Origin of the sequence: Sulfitobacter sp. AS59 (assembly GCF_038899995.1) — a bacterium.
Lineage (GTDB): Bacteria > Pseudomonadota > Alphaproteobacteria > Rhodobacterales > Rhodobacteraceae > Sulfitobacter.
The window spans coordinates 53,896-72,646 of the sequence record NZ_JBBMQK010000007.1 but is presented as its reverse complement, the minus strand read 5'-3'; the positions used below and the strand labels follow the sequence as shown (position 1 = coordinate 72,646).

General features: G+C 58.5%; 16 protein-coding genes. 12 read left to right on the top strand and 4 right to left on the bottom strand.

From position 1 onward, the window contains the following. Positions 1 to 104 precede the first annotated feature (104 nt). The 4 genes from WNY39_RS14990 to WNY39_RS14975 are packed head-to-tail and all read left to right on the top strand — an operon-like array spanning position 105 to position 4,025. Positions 105 to 785 (top strand): SURF1 family protein, encoded by a 681-nt coding sequence (locus tag WNY39_RS14990; RefSeq protein WP_342846780.1) that lies wholly within the window; start codon positions 105 to 107, stop codon positions 783 to 785. An 8-nt stretch (positions 786 to 793) separates the two neighbouring features. Beyond that, positions 794 to 2,182: a threonine synthase gene (thrC, locus tag WNY39_RS14985; RefSeq protein WP_342846778.1), complete on the top strand. Its 1,389-nt coding sequence runs from the start codon at positions 794 to 796 to the stop codon at positions 2,180 to 2,182. Further along, positions 2,179 to 3,441 (top strand): pitrilysin family protein, encoded by a 1,263-nt coding sequence (locus tag WNY39_RS14980; RefSeq protein ID WP_342846776.1) that lies wholly within the window; start codon positions 2,179 to 2,181, stop codon positions 3,439 to 3,441. The genes thrC and WNY39_RS14980 overlap by 4 nt, the downstream gene beginning before the upstream one ends. Further along, positions 3,441 to 4,025 carry a GNAT family protein gene (locus WNY39_RS14975; protein ID WP_341233432.1) on the top strand — a complete coding sequence of 195 codons (585 nt, stop codon included), beginning with the start codon at positions 3,441 to 3,443 and terminating at the stop codon, positions 4,023 to 4,025. Before WNY39_RS14980 ends, WNY39_RS14975 begins: the two co-directional genes overlap by 1 nt. Before the next feature lie 73 nt (positions 4,026 to 4,098). Here WNY39_RS14975 and WNY39_RS14970 read toward each other — a convergent pair whose 3' ends face one another. Next, positions 4,099 to 4,674: a GcrA family cell cycle regulator gene (locus tag WNY39_RS14970; RefSeq protein WP_342846774.1), complete on the bottom strand. Its 576-nt coding sequence runs from the start codon at positions 4,672 to 4,674 to the stop codon at positions 4,099 to 4,101. Between the two features lie 427 nt (positions 4,675 to 5,101). Here WNY39_RS14970 and WNY39_RS14965 point away from each other — a divergent pair, with 427 nt between their 5' ends. The 3 genes from WNY39_RS14965 to WNY39_RS14955 all read left to right on the top strand — a co-directional run bounded on the left by WNY39_RS14965 (position 5,102) and on the right by WNY39_RS14955 (position 8,243). Beyond that, complete coding sequence (locus WNY39_RS14965) at positions 5,102 to 6,277, top strand: aspartate aminotransferase family protein (RefSeq protein WP_342846772.1); 1,176 nt, start codon at positions 5,102 to 5,104, stop codon at positions 6,275 to 6,277. A 74-nt stretch (positions 6,278 to 6,351) separates the two neighbouring features. Next, complete coding sequence (argF, locus tag WNY39_RS14960) at positions 6,352 to 7,257, top strand: ornithine carbamoyltransferase (protein ID WP_342846770.1); 906 nt, start codon at positions 6,352 to 6,354, stop codon at positions 7,255 to 7,257. Continuing rightward, a complete protein-coding gene (locus tag WNY39_RS14955; protein WP_342846768.1) occupies positions 7,254 to 8,243 on the top strand; it encodes a 2-dehydropantoate 2-reductase in 990 nt (329 codons plus the stop codon). The genes argF and WNY39_RS14955 overlap by 4 nt, the downstream gene beginning before the upstream one ends. Here WNY39_RS14955 and WNY39_RS14950 read toward each other — a convergent pair. Both WNY39_RS14950 and WNY39_RS14945 read right to left on the bottom strand, forming a co-directional pair. Next, on the bottom strand, positions 8,240 to 9,721 hold the full coding sequence (locus tag WNY39_RS14950) for an inorganic phosphate transporter (RefSeq protein ID WP_342846766.1): 1,482 nt from the start codon (positions 9,719 to 9,721) through the stop codon (positions 8,240 to 8,242). The genes WNY39_RS14955 and WNY39_RS14950 overlap by 4 nt on opposite strands. A gap of 94 nt (positions 9,722 to 9,815) precedes the next feature. Then, positions 9,816 to 10,274 carry an NUDIX hydrolase gene (locus tag WNY39_RS14945; protein WP_341233438.1) on the bottom strand — a complete coding sequence of 153 codons (459 nt, stop codon included), beginning with the start codon at positions 10,272 to 10,274 and terminating at the stop codon, positions 9,816 to 9,818. A 149-nt stretch (positions 10,275 to 10,423) separates the two neighbouring features. Here WNY39_RS14945 and gndA point away from each other — a divergent pair, with 149 nt between their 5' ends. After that, positions 10,424 to 11,851: an NADP-dependent phosphogluconate dehydrogenase gene (gene gndA / locus WNY39_RS14940; RefSeq protein WP_342846763.1), complete on the top strand. Its 1,428-nt coding sequence runs from the start codon at positions 10,424 to 10,426 to the stop codon at positions 11,849 to 11,851. On the opposite strand, the gene truA is transcribed toward gndA, so the two are convergent. Further along, complete coding sequence (gene truA / locus WNY39_RS14935; RefSeq protein WP_342846759.1) at positions 11,848 to 12,618, bottom strand: tRNA pseudouridine(38-40) synthase TruA; 771 nt, start codon at positions 12,616 to 12,618, stop codon at positions 11,848 to 11,850. The genes gndA and truA overlap by 4 nt on opposite strands. 93 nt (positions 12,619 to 12,711) lie before the next feature. Between truA and WNY39_RS14930 the strand changes: the two genes are divergently transcribed. The 4 genes from WNY39_RS14930 to ileS all read left to right on the top strand — a co-directional run bounded on the left by WNY39_RS14930 (position 12,712) and on the right by ileS (position 18,744). Continuing rightward, on the top strand, positions 12,712 to 14,124 hold the full coding sequence (locus WNY39_RS14930; RefSeq protein WP_342846757.1) for a YcjX family protein: 1,413 nt from the start codon (positions 12,712 to 12,714) through the stop codon (positions 14,122 to 14,124). Beyond that, positions 14,121 to 14,564 carry a GNAT family N-acetyltransferase gene (locus WNY39_RS14925; protein WP_342846755.1) on the top strand — a complete coding sequence of 148 codons (444 nt, stop codon included), beginning with the start codon at positions 14,121 to 14,123 and terminating at the stop codon, positions 14,562 to 14,564. The genes WNY39_RS14930 and WNY39_RS14925 overlap by 4 nt, the downstream gene beginning before the upstream one ends. Beyond that, complete coding sequence (locus tag WNY39_RS14920) at positions 14,564 to 15,577, top strand: TIGR01620 family protein (RefSeq protein WP_342846753.1); 1,014 nt, start codon at positions 14,564 to 14,566, stop codon at positions 15,575 to 15,577. The genes WNY39_RS14925 and WNY39_RS14920 overlap by 1 nt, the downstream gene beginning before the upstream one ends. Before the next feature lie 251 nt (positions 15,578 to 15,828). Further along, positions 15,829 to 18,744 carry an isoleucine--tRNA ligase gene (gene ileS, locus WNY39_RS14915; RefSeq protein WP_342846751.1) on the top strand — a complete coding sequence of 972 codons (2,916 nt, stop codon included), beginning with the start codon at positions 15,829 to 15,831 and terminating at the stop codon, positions 18,742 to 18,744. Positions 18,745 to 18,751: the final 7 nt, after the last annotated feature.

The window sequence follows — 18,751 nt, the reverse complement described above, 5'->3', positions numbered from 1 at the left end:
TGCAAACCGGCAGGTAATCACTAAAAGCAACAGGCGCGTAAGGGGAACCTTGCGCGCCTTTGTCTTGATGTTGCCCCGTTGGTAACCAACCACAAGAGAGCCGTATGCGCCGCACGCTATTCCTGCTGATTATCGGCCTTGGGGGGGCTGCTATCCTGATCTCGCTTGGGGTCTGGCAGGTACAGCGGCTTGCTTGGAAACAGGCAATCATCGCCGATATCAACGCGCGTATTACCGCAACACCTGTCACGCTGCCTGAAAGCGTCGACCCGCTGACCGACGCCTATCTGCCGATTACCGCAGATGGCGTCATAGAGGGCGGCGAAATTCACGTGCTGGTCTCGCAAAAAGACATCGGTGCAGGCTACCGCATTATCGCGCCGTTCGAATTGCAAGATGGTCGCCAGATCATGGTCGACCGCGGGTTTGCCCTGACCACAGCCAAAGACACCGAACGCGCCATCGGGCAAACGACGGTAATTGGCAATCTGCAATGGCCCCAAGAAACCGATGGCTTTACCCCTGCGCCGGACATGAAGGCCAACATCTGGTTCGCGCGCGATGTCGATGCGATGGCCGCTCAGTTACAAACCCTACCGATCTTGCTGGTGGCACGGTCAAGCTCTTTGCCCGAGCCGGGGGTGAGCGCCCTGCCGGTTGATACGGCCCGTATTCCCAATGATCACTTGCAATACGCGATCACCTGGTTCTCTCTTGCCGCCATCTGGCTTGGCATGAGCCTATTTTTCCTGCGCCGCCGTGGCGCATCCAAAGTCGAAAGCTGACCTTCCTTATGCGTTATGTATCTACTCGTGGATCTGCTCCTGTTCTGAACTTCGAAGAAGCATTGCTGACCGGCCTTGCCCGTGATGGCGGGCTCTATGTGCCCGAAACGATCCCGACCCTATCACGCGAAGACCTGACCGAGATGGCAACGATGTCTTACGAAGACGTCGCATTCAAAGTGATGCGCCCCTTTGTCGGTGACACGTTTACGGATGCCGAATTCAAACAGCTGATCACCAAGGCCTATGCCGGGTTCAACCACACGGTCCGCGCGCCTTTGGTGCAGCTGGATCAGGGGCATTTCCTGCTAGAGCTGTTCCACGGCCCGACGCTGGCCTTCAAAGATTTCGCCATGCAGCTGATCGGCCACATGTTTCAGGCGGTTCTGTCCCGCAAGGGTGACCGGGTAACCATCGTCGGCGCAACCTCTGGCGATACCGGTTCAGCCGCGATCGAGGCATTTCGCGGATTGGACAATGTCGACGTGTTTATCCTGTACCCGCATGGCCGCGTGTCCGACGTGCAGCGCCGCCAGATGACCACCCCATCCGAAAGCAACGTGCATGCCTTGGCGCTGGACGGCGATTTCGACGATTGTCAGGCCCGCCTCAAGGATATGTTCAACGACCATGAATTCCGCGACGGCGTAAAGCTGGCTGGCGTGAACAGCATCAACTGGGGCCGTGTGCTGGCGCAGGTTGTTTACTATTTTACCGCAGGGCTGGCGATGGGCGCGCTGGATCGCAAGGTAAGCTTTACTGTTCCAACGGGCAACTTTGGCGATATTTTTGCGGGCTACATCGCCCGCGAGATGGGCCTGCCGATTGCCGATCTGGTGGTGGCAACTAACCAGAATGACATTTTGCACCGCTGCTTGACCACAGGCGGATACCACAAGGGCGAGGTGCATCCGTCAATCAGCCCGTCGATGGATATTCAGGTCAGCTCGAACTTTGAACGTGCACTGTATTTCGCCTATGGGCAGGACAGTGACGCGATCAACGGCTTGATGGACGATCTTGCAAATGGCGGTTTTGATGTCGGCGACAACGCCCTGCGCGATCTGAAGAACACCTACAAGTCTGGCCGCGTGTCGGAAGAGGAAACCTCGGCCACGATCAAGGAATTCTACGCCAACACCAACGAGCTGCTGTGCCCGCATTCGGCCATCGGTGTGCGCGTGGCCCAAGCGCTGCGTGATCCGGCGACGCCCATGATCACATTGGCCACAGCGCACCCCGCCAAATTCCCCGACGCGGTCGAGGCGGCCACAGGCGTGCGCCCACCATTGCCGCCGCATATGGCCGACCTGTTCGACCGCGAGGAACGCATGACACGTGTGCCCAACGATCTTTCGGCCCTCAAAGATATCATCAAAGGGGGCATCGCCCAGTGAGCCTGCAACAACACCGCCTGTCCAACGGGTTTCGCATCGTAACAGAGCATATGCCCGGTCTGGCTTCGGCCTCCATCGGGGTGTGGGTGACGGCAGGTGCGCGCCATGAGACGCCGAAACAGAACGGCATCGCGCATTTTCTTGAGCATATGGCGTTCAAGGGGACGGCAAAGCGCACGTCGCTGCAAATTGCCGAGGCGATTGAAGACGTCGGCGGCTATATCAATGCCTATACCTCGCGTGAGGTGACGGCCTATTACGTGCGGGTGCTGGAAAACGATGTAGCCCTTGGGTTGGACGTGATCGCCGATATTCTGCGCAATCCGATCTTGGACAAGAACGAGATCGAGGTCGAGCGCGGCGTGATCTTGCAAGAGATCGGCCAAGCATTGGACACGCCGGATGATGTGATCTTTGACTGGTTGCAGGAAGAGGCGTATCCGGATCAACCGCTTGGCCGCACCATTCTTGGCCCCCAAGAACGCGTTTCCAATTTCACCCGCGAAGACCTGTCTGGTTTCATCGCGCAGCATTACGGGCCTGAACAGATGATCCTGTCGGCAGCGGGTGCCGTTGATCACGACGAGATCGTTCGACTGGCCGAGAAACTATTCGGTGACATGCCAGCCAAGCCGCTGTTCGATGTGGACGCTGCAAAATTTTCTGGCGGAGAAATCCGCCAGATCAAACCGCTTGAGCAGGCGCATTTCGCCCTTGGATTTGAATCCCCCGGTTACCGCGCTGATGATATCTATGTCGCGCAAATTTACGCATCCGCACTTGGCGGCGGCATGTCGAGCCGTCTGTTTCAGGAAATCCGCGAAAATCGGGGGCTGTGCTATACGATCTTTGCCCAAGCGGGGGCCTATGCCGACACCGGAATGATGACGATCTATGCGGGCACCAGCGGTGAACAACTGCCGGAACTTGCCGGCATCACCATCGACGAGATGAAGCGCGCAGCCTCGGATATGTCACCCGCGGAGGTCGCACGCGCCCGCGCCCAGATGAAAGCCGGGTTGTTGATGGGGCTGGAAAGCCCGTCCAACCGCGCCGAACGTCTGGCGCGGCTCATGCAGATTTGGGATCGCATTCCACCCTTGGAGGAAACGATTGCGCAAATCGATGCCGTGACCACAGGCGACGTACGAGATTTCGCCCAGCAGATGGCATCAACGGCCCCGGCTGCCTTGGCGCTTTACGGACCGGTCGATGCGGCCCCAACGCTGGAAGCCCTACAAGAGCGTCGCGCGGCCTGATGTTATTGGTTAAACGGAAAATCGCGATTGAGACGGAGCGGCTGACGTTGCGCCCTCCGATCCATTCCGATTTCCGGCCTTGGGCCACTTTGCGGGCCGAAAGCATTGATTACCTTACCGCGTGGGAGCCGTCTTGGGCCAGCGACCACCTGTCGCGCAAATCCTTTACGAACCGGGTCTATTGGGCCTCGCGGTCAGTTTCGGGCGGGACAGCGCTGCCGCTGTTTCTGGTCCGACGCAAAGACAATGCGCTGATCGGGGCCATCACCCTTGATAACATCCGCCGCGGGCCAGCGCAGGCTGGCACGCTGGGCTATTGGACCGGCGAGAGGTTTGCCCGCCGCGGCTATATGCGCGAGGCGATCGAGGCGACCGTTCATTATGCGTTTACCCGCCTGGACCTCAGCCGGATCGAAGCCGCCTGCCTGCCGGAAAACGTTGCCTCGCGCGGGTTGCTGGAAAAGACGGGCTTCAAATACGAGGGTGTCGCGCAAAGCTATCTGCAGATCGACGGCCGCTGGCGCAATCACGTGCTCTATGCACAACTGCGCAATGACAGGCGTGGTAAGACCGCGGCTGGGTAGTCTTGCCGTCACTATCGGGCAAAAATAAAGGGGGCCAAAGCCCCCCTTACATCATCTCAAATTTTTCGTTCTGTTACCGGCGGCGATCCCGGCGTGCGCTCATGGGCTGGAACGCCACACCAACATGGGCTTCGCAATAAGGTTTGCCTTGTTGAACGGGCAGACCGCAGAACCAGAAATCATCTGTCGCGGGGTCACCAACGGGCCATTTGCAGGTACGCTCTGTCAGGTCCATCAGGCCGATCTTTTTCGACTTCTTCTCGATCTCGCTGACCTTGGCCAAGGCCTCTGGGCTGATCTCGTTTGCAGAGGGCTGCGGGGGCAGGGGCTGACCCGCCGGAATAATCTTGGCACGTGCCGGCAGATTTGGCCGTGGCGCGGGTGCGGCCTCGACTTCTTCTTCCTTCGGCTCCGGTTTTGGCTTCGCGGCAGCCTTTGGGGCGGCCTTGGGCTTGGCCTCTGCCTTGGGGGCTGCGGCGGCGGGCGCTGCGGCACCTGTCGTTGTGCGGTTCGACAGGCCCAGGCGGTGAACCTTACCAATCACGGCATTACGGGTGACGCCGCCCAGTTCTTTTGCGATCTGGCTGGCCGATTGGCCCTCGCCCCACATTTTCTTCAAAATCTCTACGCGGTCATCAGTCCAAGACATTTGGCGTCCTTAGCTAAAAAGCGGCCCCATTCCGGACCGCCTTGGAAAATCTCAAGGCCCTATACTAATCACTGACAGCTTGGGTGCAAGGCGCGATGCGGAATTTGGGCGGGTTGTGTCCTTAATCGGGGCCGCAAAACCACATCAAAATTGAACTCTTTGGCTTAAACTGAACGAAAATAGGTGGGCTATAAAATTTACGCTATGCAATACGGGTCCATTCCAGTAACAAAACCGCATGATCAATTGTGTAGCACATATTTCGCGACGACGCCAAAGCTGACCACAGCTTCGCCATCCCTCCTATGGGGTGTGTTTGATCATATGCGGTAATAATCCGCAAAAACCCCTTAAATTCCATTGACCCTTTCCGCCTCGCGTGGCCTTTTGTGGCTTTGATGCGGCCAACCCCACAAGGATGATCCCGATGATCCCATCTGTTCTGCCGACCTATTCCCGTGCGCCCCTTAGCTTTGTCAAAGGCGAAGGCAGCTGGCTGATCGAGGAAGATGGCCGCCGATTTCTGGATCTGGGTGCGGGTATCGCCGTGAATGCACTGGGTCATGCCCACCCTGCCTTGATCGCAGCGCTGACGGTGCAGGCGGGCAAGCTTTGGCACACGTCGAACCTGTATGAAATCCCGCAGCAGCAGGCGCTGGCCGATAAACTTGTCGACCTCAGCTTTGCCGACACGGTTTTTTTCACCAACTCAGGTACCGAGAGCTGCGAGCTGGCCTTGAAAATGGCGCGCAAGTATTTCTACGACAAAGGGCAGCCTGACCGGGTCGAGATTATTACCTTCTCCGGCTCGTTTCACGGTCGCTCCTCCGCAGGGATTGCGGCGGCGGGTTCCGAGAAAATGATCAAAGGGTTTGGCCCGCTCCTACCAGGGTTTATACATCTTGAGTTTGGCGATGACGACGCGCTCAAGGCTGCGATTACAGATAATACCGCCGCGATTATGATCGAACCGATCCAAGGTGAAGGGGGCATTCGCCCCGTGCCCGATCAAACCCTGAAAGACATGCGCGCGCTTTGCGATGAAAATGGCATCCTGCTGATCCTGGACGAGGTGCAATGCGGCGTTGGCCGCACAGGTAAGCTATTTGCTCATGAATGGGCAGGGATCACACCTGACATCATGATGGTTGCCAAAGGCATCGGCGGCGGTTTCCCCTTGGGGGCAGTGCTCGCCACCGAAGACGCGGCATCAGGCATGACGGCGGGCACCCACGGGTCCACCTATGGCGGTAACCCCTTGGGCTGCGCCGTCGGGAACGCAGTCGTTGATATCATCGGCGATCCGGCCTTTCTGGCCGAGGTCAACCGCAAGGCTGGCATGATCCGTCAAAAGCTCGAAGGCCTTGTTGCCAACCACCCAGATGTCTTCGAATCCGTGCGTGGCAACGGGCTGATGCTGGGCCTCAAATGCAAAGCAACGAACAGCGATGTGGTCGCTGCCGGCTATAAACATGAAATCGTCACCGTACCGGCTGCCGACAACGTGATCCGCCTGCTACCACCTCTGACAATCACCGATGAAGAGATCGCTGAAGCGATCGCGCGGCTCGATAAAACCGCCAGCAGCCTGACCCCTGCCTGATCTTCATTTTGCCAAATAAACTCCGGGGGGTTCGGGGGGCTGGCCCCCCGTCCTTTCAAACAGAAGAATAACCTATGCAACATTTTCTAGACATCCACCAAACCGACCCTGCTGATCTGCGGGGTATCATCGACAGCGCCGCCGCTATGAAGGCTAATCGTCAGGGGCGTCCGCGCGGTGCGCCTGACGACGAACAACCGCTCAAAGACCACATGGTCGCGCTGATCTTTGAAAAGCCGTCAACCCGTACCCGTGTAAGCTTTGATGTGGGTGTGCGCCAGATGGGCGGCCAGACCATGGTTCTGTCCGGCGCAGACATGCAGCTGGGTCATGGTGAGACGATCGCCGACACGGCCCGCGTGTTGTCGCGCTACGTCGACTTGATCATGATCCGCACCTTCGAAGAAGCGACGCTTTTGGAGATGGCCGAATACGCCACGGTGCCTGTAATCAACGGGCTGACCAACCGCACGCATCCCTGCCAGATCATGGCCGATATTATGACGTTTGAAGAACACAGCGGCCCGATCAAAGGGAAAAAGGTCGTCTGGTCGGGGGACGGCAACAATGTCTTTGCCAGCTTTGCCCATGCCGCCAAAAGCTTTGACTTCGAGCTGGTCTTTACCGGCCCGCCGACACTGGACCCTGAACCTGCATTGAACGGTCTCTACACCACCGAACGCGACCCGAACAAAGCGGTCGAGGGTGCCGATCTGGTGGTCACCGATACATGGGTTTCTATGCATGACCCGCAATCGGCACGCGAACGCCGGCACAACCAATTGCGCGGTTATCAGGTCAATGACGGGCTGATGTCCAAGGCCAAACCGGACGCATTGTTCATGCACTGCCTGCCCGCCCACCGCGATGACGAGGTGACAAGCGCGGTTATGGATGGCCCTAATTCGGTGATCTTTGACGAGGCTGAAAACCGGTTGCATGCGCAAAAATCGATCATGCGCTGGTGCTTGGGTAAGTGACGGAAAAGCAGCCCATCGTCGTTGCGGGTGCAGGGGCGATCGGTTGCTTTGTTGGCGGTCTTTTGGCGGCGCGCGGGTATGATGTGACATTGCTTGCGCGTCGCCGTGTCATGGATCAGATCACGGAACATGGCCTTCACCTGACGGACTTTGGCGGGTTGAACGTGGATGTGCCTGCCGAAAACCTGACGCTGACCGATGATCCTGATTGTCTTAGATCGGCGGCGCTGATTTTAGTGACGGTCAAAACGGCCGATACTGCTGCGATGGCGCATGAAATCAACCGGAATGCGCCCAAAGACGCGGTTGTGATCAGCCTGCAAAACGGGATGGAGGCGGCGCAAACCCTACGTGATCTCCTGCCAAAGCATGACGTCCGCGCAGGTATGGTGCCGTTCAACGTGGTGCCTGCAGGCCCCGGTTCCTATCACCGGTCCACCAGCGGGAATATTGTGATCGAGGCGGGCAAAACGCCCCTAGCTGATCATCTGTCGCACCCTGATCTGGTGTTTGAAAACAGCGATGACATTGCCGCCGTTCAATGGGGCAAATTGTTGATCAATTTGAACAATGCGCTGAATGCTCTGTCGGGTCTGACGCTTCAGGCGCAACTGCTCAACCGTCCTTGGCGCTTGGTCATGGCCGCGCAGATGGCCGAGGCGCTAAAGGTGCTCAAGGCCCATGGTATTCAAACGAAATCCTCAACACCGCTGCCATCCGCATTGATCCCTTGGGTTCTGCGCCTCCCTACGCCAATCTTTCAACGGATCGCGGCCAAGATGCTTACAATCGACCCCACGGCGCGTACGTCGATGTCTTATGATCTTGAGGCCGGAAAACCGACCGAGATCGACGCGCTGCAAGGGGTGATCATCAGGCTGGGCGCTGAAAAGTCGGTACCGACCCCGCTGTGCACACGCGTGCGGAAACACATCAATCGGGCCACAGGGCAGGGGGCACCCCACCTAACACCTACTCAGATTTAGTGAACAATCGCCGTCAGTATGAGAAAGATAAGCGCGGACATCGTAGCCGCTGCTGGAACGGTAATCACCCAAGCGGCAATGATGGTCATGAAATGCGACCGGCGTACCAGCTTGCGGCGGCGGCGTTCTTCGACGGCAATGCGTTTGACCCGGACAATGGTGGCATCGGGCCCGCGCAAGCGTCGTTCCATATGCCACTCGCGGTAAAACCCAACGCCAAAGACGCCACCCACCGCGATATGAGTTGAACTTACGGGCAGTCCCAACCAGGACGCCACAATCACGGTGATCGCCGCTGACAGGGCCACACAATAGGCGCGCATCGGGTTCAGCTTGGTGATCTGGCTGCCGACCATGCGGATCAGCTTTGGTCCGAACAAAAACAGCCCGAACGAGATGCCAAAGGCACCGATCACCATGACCCATGTGGGAATGGATACTTTGGCCTCAAAACCGCCAAACTCGGACGCGTGGACAATCGCTGCCAGGGGGCCAACCGCATTGGCAACGTCATTGGCCCCATGCGCAAAGCTGAGCAATGCGGCTGAAAACACCAACGGCAGGCCAAACAGTATTTTCACGGATTTGTTGCGGTTTTCCATCCCCACTGAGGCGCGGAAGATGGCGGGGCGTGACACAGCGTAGGCAACTAGGCCCAGAACCAAGCCGATGAACAGCGCCATGCCCATGTCGATATGCACGATCTTTTTCAGACCCTTAAGCGACAGATAGGTGGCGAAAACGCCCGCCATAACGCCAACCAGAATCGGAACCCAGCGGCGCGATGCGGCGATCTTGTCTTCTTGGTACAGGATCTTTGCTTTGATAAGCGCCAGAAACCCGGCTGCGACGACGCCACCCAAGACAGGCGATATGACCCAGCTTGCGGCGATCATGCTCATCGAAGACCAATTGACGGCAGTCAGGCCCGCGGCAGCGATGCCCGCGCCCAACACGCCCCCGACAACGGAATGGGTTGTGGATACAGGTGCGCCGACCCACGTGGCCAAGTTCACCCATAGCGCGGAGGAGATCAGCGCGGCCATCATCGCCCAGATAAACACCTGCGCATCTGCAACCGATGTAGGGTCAATGATACCCTTTGAAATGGTCGATACGACATCGCCCCCAGCCAGCAACGCGCCCGCACTTTCGCAGATCGCAGCAATCAAGATGGCACCGCCCATGCTCAGCGCTTTGGCACCGACGGCGGGGCCCATATTGTTGGCAACGTCATTGGCCCCGATATTGACGGCCATATAGGCACCAAAGGCGGCAGCGGCGATAACCACGTAAGTAGAGGACGAATAGCCAAGGAAAATGCCCGCAGAAAGCGCAGCGAATACGATAAATGCCAGCGCAATCCCGAAGCCGACCATCGGGCGGGCGGCATATGTTGCGGCTTGTTCCACCCGCGAAATACGGTGCAGATCAGTGTCTAGCGTCTTCCATTGCTGGCCTTTTGGCGCGTCACTCATAGCTGCTCCGATCAATACGATTGGCGCGTCCTGCCAGAAACGGGGCAGCTATACAAGTCTGCGCCGATGGGCCGCGCAGCCAATGCAGAAAAGATCAAAGCGAGCGCAGAATATCCTGCAGGTCCGGCTCGTCCACCAGCTCTGCCGCCTCTGCGGGCGCAAACCACTTGCGTTTGCGTTCATTTACCTCTGGGTACTTGTCCTCAAGGTTCCGCACGCGCGTCAGGTATACTTGCGCGTTTACAGGTGTGGTTAACCCGTGATCCAGACGCTTGTCATAGTCGTAATACCCGATTGGGTCGCTTTCGATGTCGGCCTTTGAAACGCCTGCTTCTTCCCAGGCTTCTTGTAGTGCTGCTTCGGCACCATCAAGCCCGTCAACCGGCCAACCCTTTGGCACGATCCACCGTCCGGTGTCACGGCTTGTGATCAACAGTACCTGTTTGCCTTTGCTGGTCTCGCGATAGCATAGCGCTGCCACTTGCAGCCGTTTCGGGCGCTGCCACATAGGAAGAAACATTTCATCCCATGCGCGTTTTAATACGTGCATCATTTATATACCTGCCAATAGATCGTTTTTTGGTTTTTATCCCTAAGTTGTAAACGAATTTGTAAAAGGAATCAATTTCTTAGGATTTGGCCCCTTGCGGCTGCGCGCTGCGCGTTCCACTTTGGGCGGGCCACCTTGAAAGGGATATAGTCATGAAAGACCGCGAAACCAGTGCCGATATCGGGGTTTTCGGCTTGGGCACCATGGGCAGCGCATTGGCGCTGAACCTTGCGGAACATGGTTTCAAGGTGGCCGTTAGCAATAAGGAAGCGGATTGGATTGCCCCGTTTATTGCGGCATCAGGCCCCCTTGCCGGGCAGTTTACCGGTGCTGCTGACTTGGCTGAATTTGTGGGTGCGATATCGCGGCCTCGTAGCATTCTGTTTATGATCCCGTCAGGCGCGCCGATGGATGCGATGATCGACGTGATTTTGCCGCATCTCGACAGCGGTGACACGATCATCGATGGCGGAAATGCTGATTTCCACGACACCCGACGGCGGTCCATAGCTGTTGAAAAGACCGGATGCCATTTTGTTGGCATGGGTGTTTCCGGCGGGGCAGAGGGGGCACGTCATGGCCCGTCGATCATGGTCGGCGGCACCAAGGAAAGCTGGCAACACATGCGCCCCATGGTCGAAGCCATCGCCGCCAAATTCGAAGGGGAGCCTTGCGTAGATCATCTGGGCCCCGATGGCGCGGGCCATTTCGTCAAGACGGTGCATAACGGCATTGAATACGCGGATATGCAGATGATCGCCGAGGTTTACGGCATTTTGCGCGACGCGGGCGGGCAAGACGCAGCTGACATCGGCCGTCTGTTTGAAAGCTGGCAAAACGGGCCGCTAAGTTCGTACCTGATTGAGGTGTCGGCGGCAGCGTTGCAAACCACTGACGCCGCCACGGGCAGCCCGCTTGTCGATGTGATCAAGGACCAAGCGGGCCAAAAAGGCACGGGCCGCTGGACATTGATCGAGGCGCTGAAACTGGGCCAATCGGCCAGCACAATCGAGGCAGCCGTGGGCGCGCGTGGCTGGTCGAGCGAGAAACAAACCCGCCAGATTGCTGAACCGCTGTTGGCGGCGCACGCGCAAACGACACCAATGCCCGATGCGGATGACCTGCAACAGGCCTTGCTGGCTGCACGTATCATCGGCCATGCGCAGGGCTTTCGCGTTTTAGCCGCGGCATCTGACGAATTTGCGTGGAGCTTGGACATGGCGCGCATTTCCGAGATTTGGCGCGCAGGATGTATCATCCGCTCAGCCCTTTTGGATGATTTCGCGACCGCATTCCGCAGTGAACTGCCCGGCGGCGAACTGATCCTTGCCCCTGCTATCCGTGATCTGCTGGACGGATCAATCGGGGCGTTGCGGCGGGTCGTGGCGGCCGCTGTGTTGTCTGGCGTGGCAGTACCTGCGCTTGGCGCGTCTTTGGCGTGGTATGACAGCATCAGACGCGGGCGGGGCACCGCGAACCTGATCCAAGCGCAACGTGATTTCTTTGGCGCACACGGTTTTGAACGTCTGGATCAAGACGGGCCACATCATGGCGACTGGGCACCGATCGCCAAAACCTAACCCGCGAACGGATCCACAGGATATCCGACATGGGACAGGTACAACCCATGTGGCGGTGATACCGGCCCGCAGGCCTGACGGTCGCGCGCCTCAAGCATGGTTTTGACGTCTTCGGGGCGCAAGGACCCTGCGCCGACCCGTTCCAGCGTGCCAACAAAACTGCGGACTTGGTTGTGCAAGAACGACCGTGCGCGCACATCGAAATGCACTTCGGGGCCCATAGGGGTGTCCACCCATGTCATCTCTAGGCGGTCAACGGTTTTGACGGGCGTCACGGATTGGCAAATTGTCGACCGGAATGTCGTGAAATCATGCTTGCCCAGCAGATGGCTTGCCCCTTCGCGCATGGCATCCAGATCAAGCGGCTTTTTCACATTCCAGACCAGACCCGCCTGCAGGGCAACTGGCGCGCGGCGCACGAGGATACGAAACAAATACCGTCGCTCTTGCGCGGAAAAACGCGCGTGGAACGTGTCATCGACCTGCACACAGTCCACAATCGCCACCGGATTAGGCTTCATGTGATAGTTTAACGCTTCGGCCAATCTGAACGGGGTCCAGTCGCGTTCCATATCGCAATGGGCGACCTGTGCTATTGCATGAACGCCTTTGTCAGTACGGCCCGCCGCTGCGATGTTGTGATCGCGGGGTTCGATCTTGGCCAGCGCAGCCTCGATCACGCCCTGAACTGAAGGGACGTCGTTCTGGCGTTGCCACCCGTGAAAGGGTGCGCCGTGGTATTCGATTTTCAGGGCATAGCGATACATGGCGCGGGCTTAGCGTGGGTGGTGGCTTCTGGCAATCCCTGCACCCCGTGCTTATGTTCACTTTCAACAGCAAGGTAAGGGCGGGCGCAGGCTTTGGTACTCTCAAGAATTGCCGACGGTATTTGGCGGCAGGTGGAAAACGTTCAAGACGGCGTGTCAGAAGCGTTCTTTGAACCCGTTATCCGTCTGGGCGTCACCGGTCTGGCGCGGTCGGGCAAGACGGTTTTTATCACCTCGCTGGTTGCGAACCTGCTGGACCGTGGCCGTATGCCGGGATTGCTCGCCGCATCCGAAGGGCGGATCGAGGCCGCGTTTTTGCAGCCCCAGCCTGACGACACTGTGCCGCGCTTTGAATATGAAAATCACCTTGCCGCTTTGACCGGCCCCACGCCCCATTGGCCAGAAAGCACCCGCGCGATATCGCAACTGCGCCTATCCTTGCGCGTGCGGCCAAATGGCTTGCTCGCGGGGTTTCAAGGGCCGCGCACGATCCATCTGGATATCGTGGACTACCCGGGCGAATGGCTACTGGATCTGGCACTGCTGGATGTGGATTATGCGCAATGGTCTGCGCAGGTTTTAAAACGGATCGAGGGGCGCGACGAGGCAGAAGACTACCGCGCGCTGGTTGCAGGCACGAATGCGCAGGCGGCCCTTGATGAACCCACAGCGCAGGCGCTTGCCGCGAGCTTTGCCGGATATCTGCAAGAGGCGCGGGCCAATGGCTATTCCGACTGCACGCCGGGGCGGTTTTTGCTGCCCGGTGATCTGGCCGGATCGCCGGTGTTGACCTTTGCGCCCCTACCCGGCGAGGGTGGCCCCCGCGGATCGCTGCTGCGCGAAATGGCGCGGCGGTTCGAGGCGTATAAACGCAAAGTCGTGCAACCGTTTTTCCGTGATCATTTTGCCAAGATAGACCGCCAAGTCGTGTTGGTCGATGCGCTAGGCGCGATCAATCAGGGGCCCCGTGCTGTCGAAGACCTGCGCGCCGCGATGACCGAAATTCTGAGCAGCTTTAGACCCGGACGCAACGGGTTCCTGACGCAGATCCTGCGTGGGAAACGGGTCGAGAAAATTCTGTTTGCCGCGACCAAAGCCGATCATTTGCACCATTCCCAGCACGCCAGCCTGACCGCGATTATGGAAGCATTGACCCGCGACGCCCGTGACCGTGCGCGATTTGCGGGGGCCGTGACCTCCGCCATGTCGCTGGCATCCCTACGCGCCACGACCGAAGCGTCGATGCAGCATGATGGTGAAACCTTGGACGTTGTGCGCGGCAGTCTGCTTGAGACCGGAAATGAGGCGGCGTTCTATCCCGGTGAGCTGCCCAAAGACCCCGCGTATCTGCTGAGCCCCGCGCGGGCGGGGGCAGAAAAATGGTTGGATCAGGATTACAAAATCATGCGGTTCGCCCCGGCGAAACTAAACCTGCGCCCCGGCGACGGGCCACCACATATCCGGCTGGACCGCGCGGCAGAGTTTCTGATCGGTGACCGGTTGTGACCAACTTGCGTATGGCGCGCGACTTGGATGCAGGCGCGGTGGGCGCGATCCTGTCGGAGTTCGTTGACACATCCGACTGGATGCCGCGCATTCATACCCGCGCCGAAGACGTCGCCCATGCGGCGCGTATGATTGATCTGGGACGGGTCCATGTGGCCGAGGATAACGGCACGGTGATCGGGTTCTGCGCAAGGAATGGCGACGATCTGGATGCGCTTTATGTGATTGCAGAAAAACGCGGGCAGGGCGTTGGCGCGGCATTGCTGCGCCATGCGCAAAGCGCGGTGGACCGTTTGGAATTATGGACGTTTCAGGCCAATGAGGCGGCCCAGCGGTTCTACCTGCGTCACGGGTTCGTCGAAGTGCAGCGCACGGATGGCAGCGGCAACGATGAACGCTTGCCTGATATTCAATACGAATGGCAACGGGAGACTGTGTGATGGCCAAAGGCCCTGTATTGTTTGATCTTGAGGAAGACGTCGCCCCGCGCCCGTCAGTCTCCGAAGCGCCGCCCGTACCCGACGTCGGCGCGCCTGCACCGCAGGGCCAAGCGATGCAAATTGCCGCGCGATTAGGGGCGCGCAAACCGTCAAAACTGGTCAAGCTGTTCTGGTGGTTGCTGACGGCATTTATCGGCGCATTGGTGTCGATCACGGCGTGGAACTTTATCACCGGGCTCATGGCCCGCTATCCGGTGATCGGGCTGGCGATGACCGTGCTGATTGGCGCGTTGCTGGTGGTGGTTGCACTGCTGTGCCTGCGCGAACTTGCGGCGTTCAGCCGGTTGGCACGGTTGGACGGGTTGCACCACGACGTTGGCGAAGCGTTGGCACAGGATGATTTGAAAGCGGCGCGGTCTGTGACGGATCGGCTGGTCGCACTGTATCAGGGCCGCGAGGATACCCGCTGGGGCCGCGACCGTTTGGCCGAATTGCGCGCGGATCAATTGGATGCACAAAGCCTGCTGGCGTTGACTGAGGCGGAATTGCTGGGCCCGCTGGACATCGCCGCCAGTCGGGAGGTCGAGGCCGCAGCGCGGCAGGTGGCGACGGTGACAGCATTGGTGCCACTGGCGTTGGCCGATGTGGCCGCAGCCCTGACCAGCAACCTGCGTATGATCCGCCGCATTGCCGAGATTTATGGCGGGCGATCAGGGTTCTTTGGATCATGGCGGCTGACGCGGGTGGTGATGTCGCATTTGGTCGCCACCGGCGCTGTCGCGGTGGGGGATGACATGCTAGAGCCTATCCTTGGCGGGACGATTCTGGCCAAGCTTTCGCGGCGCTTTGGCGAGGGGCTGGTGAACGGTGCCTTGACGGCACGGGTTGGTGTTGCCGCGATGGAAGTGTGTCGCCCGATGCCGTTTTCTCAAGGACGTAAGCCGAAGGTGCGCAGCATTATCAAGCGCGCCTTGTCTGGGCTGTTTGGCAAGGGATCACAGGCAGAGGGTTGATCGGGGTTCAGGATTGGGGCGCTGCCCCAAACCCCGGGATATTTAAGAGCCAGAGAACAAGGGGCGTGGGGGCTTGTCGCTTTTGATGGGGGGGCTTATAAGGCGCGTTATGAGCCGGATATCCGTGATCATTATTCGAATTATTTTCCCGGCGCTCTGATCCCACGAGACGCCGGGCCTTAGGTGTTCGAGATAGTCGCACCGCACCTGAACATCCATTCCCATACTCCGTTTGCCAAAGGACGCCCCCTATGTGCGCCGACACCCCAGAGACATTTGATTACAAATCCACGCTGAACCTGCCCAAGACCGATTTTCCGATGCGCGCAGGCCTGCCCAAGCGCGAGCCTGAGTGGCTGTCACGCTGGGAGGCTATTGGCGTGTATGACCGGCTGCGTGAAAAGCAGGACCGCACACCCTTTACCCTGCATGACGGCCCGCCCTACGCGAACGGGCATCTGCACATCGGTCACGCGTTGAATAAGACGATCAAGGATATGATCGTGCGCAGCCATCAGATGATGGGTTTTGACGCGCGCTATATCCCCGGTTGGGATTGCCACGGCCTGCCGATTGAATGGAAGATCGAGGAGCAGTACCGCCAGAAGGGTAAGAATAAGGACGACGTGCCGATCAATGATTTCCGCGCCGAGTGCCGCAAATTTGCCGCCGGTTGGGTGGACATCCAGCGCGAAGAATTCAAGCGTCTGGGCATCACCGGCAATTGGGCTGACCCGTATCTGACGATGGATTTCCACGCCGAGCGTGTGATCGCCGAAGAATTCATGAAGTTCCTGATGAATGGCACGCTTTATCAGGGGTCCAAGCCCGTGATGTGGTCGCCGGTTGAGAAGACCGCACTGGCCGAGGCCGAGGTCGAGTATCACGACAAGGAAAGCTTTACCATTTGGGTGAAGTTCAAGGTTGTGGGCACAGGCGATGCAACGTTGGACGGTGCGCAGGTCGTGATCTGGACAACGACGCCTTGGACCATGCCCAGCAACAAGGCTGTCGTTTATGGCAAGGATATTTCCTATGGTCTGTACGAAGTAACGGGCCGCCCCGAGGAATCTTGGGTCAGCATCGGTGATCGTTACATTCTGTCTGACGGCATGGCGATGGATGTCTTTGGTCGTGCGCGTCTGGATGAAACCATGGTGCGCCGTCTGTGTGATGTGACACAAGACGATCTCGCGAAAATCAAGTTGCAGCACCCGCTGGCTGGTGCCGAAGGCAGCAATGGCGAGTGGGATGATATCCGTGATTTCCGCGCGGCTGATTTCGTGACCGACACCGAAGGCACGGGCTTTGTGCATTGTGCGCCAAGCCACGGTCTTGAGGAATACGAGCTCTACCGTGATCTGGGCATGCTGGAGCAGGTGATCACCTATAACGTGATCGAAGATGGGTCGTTCCGCGCGGATCTGCCGTTCTTTGGTGGCAAGGCTATCCTTAAGCCGAACGGCAAGGAAGGTGATGCGAACACCGCCGTTATCAACAAGCTGGTCGAGGTTGGCGGGCTGCTGGCGCGTGGCAAGATCAAGCACAGCTATCCGCATTCGTGGCGGTCCAAGGCTCCTGTCATCTATCGCAACACCGCGCAGTGGTTTGCGGCCATCGACAAGCCCGTTGGCGATGGGTTGGATACCTTTGGCAAGACCATCCGCGAACGTGCCCTGACCGAGATTGATAACGTGAACTGGGTCCCGAAAAAGGGTCGCAACCGCCTGCATTCGATGATGGAGGCACGGCCCGATTGGGTGCTGTCGCGTCAACGTGCGTGGGGTGTGCCGCTGACATGTTTCACCAAGAAAGGCACGCTGCCGACGGATGCTGATTTCCTGCTGCGCAATCCTGAAGTGAACAAACGGATCGTCGAAGCGTTTGAGGCGGACGGGGCGGATGTTTGGTACGAGGACGGCGCGAAAGAACGCTTCTTGGGCGGGATCGTGAACCCCGAAGATTATAACCAAGTGTTCGATATTCTGGACGTCTGGTTTGATTCCGGTTCGACACACGCTTTTGTTCTGCGCGACCGCCCGGATGGCACCAAGGACGGCATTGCGGATGTTTACATGGAAGGCACCGACCAACACCGGGGCTGGTTCCATTCGTCGCTGTTGCAATCGGTTGGCACCACGGGCCACGCGCCTTACCGCAATGTGGTAACGCATGGCTTTACGCTGGATGCCAAGGGCATGAAAATGTCCAAATCCATCGGCAATACCATCGTGCCCGAGAAGATTGTGCAGCAATATGGCGCGGATATTCTGCGTCTTTGGGTGGCGCAGACAGACTATACCGCGGACCAGCGGATCGGGGATGAAATCCTGAAAGGTGTCGCGGACAGCTATCGTCGTTTGCGCAACACGATGCGCTATATGCTGGGGTCGCTCAAGGATTTCGACAAATCCAAAGCCGTCGCCGTCGAAGATATGCCCGAGCTGGAACGCCTGATCCTGCACAAACTGGCCATTCTGGATGGTGTCGTGCGCGAAGGCTATGCCAAGTTCGATTTCCAAGGCGTGTTCCGCGCCGTGTTCGAATTTGCAACGCTTGATCTGTCGTCCTTCTATTTCGATATCCGCAAGGATGCGCTGTATTGCGACGGTGACACGACACGCAAACTGGCCGCGCTGACCGTGCTGGATCATCTCTACAACCGTTTGACCACATGGCTGGCCCCGATCCTTGTCTTCACGATGGAGGAAGTCTGGTTGGAGCGTCATGGGGGTGAAAACGCGTCGGTGCATTTGCAGGACTTCCCTGAAACGCCTGCCGAATGGCGCGATGATGTGCTGGCGGCCCGCGCTGAAAAAGTGCGTGCAGTGCGCCGCGTGGTCACAGGTGCGTTGGAAGAACAACGTACAGCCAAGGTGATTGGATCCTCGCTTGAGGCGGCACCGACCGTTTATCTTGCGCCTGAATATGCCGAGGTCATCACCAACCCCGAAACCTTTGCCGATCTGTGCATCACCAGCCAGATCACTCTGACGACTGGGGACGCACCTGAAGGGGCGTGGACATCTGATGATGTGGCAGGGGTCGCCGTGGTGTTTGCCAAGGCCGAGGGCGAGAAATGCGCGCGCTGCTGGAAAGTGCTGCCCGATGTTGGCACGCACACGCACCCGGCCGTGTGTAAACGGTGCGACGATGCGGTGTCTTAAGCCGGGG

Bases quoted from the DNA above. Each gene is read 5' to 3' on its own strand.
- WNY39_RS14990 (WP_342846780.1), top strand. From the start codon at position 105: ATGCGCCGCACGCTATTCCTGCTGATTATCGGCCTTGGGGGGGCTGCT.
- thrC (WP_342846778.1), top strand. From the start codon at position 794: ATGCGTTATGTATCTACTCGTGGATCTGCTCCTGTTCTGAACTTCGAA.
- WNY39_RS14975 (WP_341233432.1), top strand. From the start codon at position 3,441: ATGTTATTGGTTAAACGGAAAATCGCGATTGAGACGGAGCGGCTGACG.
- WNY39_RS14970 (WP_342846774.1), bottom strand. From the start codon at position 4,674: ATGTCTTGGACTGATGACCGCGTAGAGATTTTGAAGAAAATGTGGGGC.
- WNY39_RS14965 (WP_342846772.1), top strand. From the start codon at position 5,102: ATGATCCCATCTGTTCTGCCGACCTATTCCCGTGCGCCCCTTAGCTTT.
- argF (WP_342846770.1), top strand. From the start codon at position 6,352: ATGCAACATTTTCTAGACATCCACCAAACCGACCCTGCTGATCTGCGG.
- WNY39_RS14950 (WP_342846766.1), bottom strand. From the start codon at position 9,721: ATGAGTGACGCGCCAAAAGGCCAGCAATGGAAGACGCTAGACACTGAT.
- WNY39_RS14945 (WP_341233438.1), bottom strand. From the start codon at position 10,274: ATGATGCACGTATTAAAACGCGCATGGGATGAAATGTTTCTTCCTATG.
- gndA (WP_342846763.1), top strand. From the start codon at position 10,424: ATGAAAGACCGCGAAACCAGTGCCGATATCGGGGTTTTCGGCTTGGGC.
- truA (WP_342846759.1), bottom strand. From the start codon at position 12,618: ATGTATCGCTATGCCCTGAAAATCGAATACCACGGCGCACCCTTTCAC.
- WNY39_RS14920 (WP_342846753.1), top strand. From the start codon at position 14,564: ATGGCCAAAGGCCCTGTATTGTTTGATCTTGAGGAAGACGTCGCCCCG.
- ileS (WP_342846751.1), top strand. From the start codon at position 15,829: ATGTGCGCCGACACCCCAGAGACATTTGATTACAAATCCACGCTGAAC.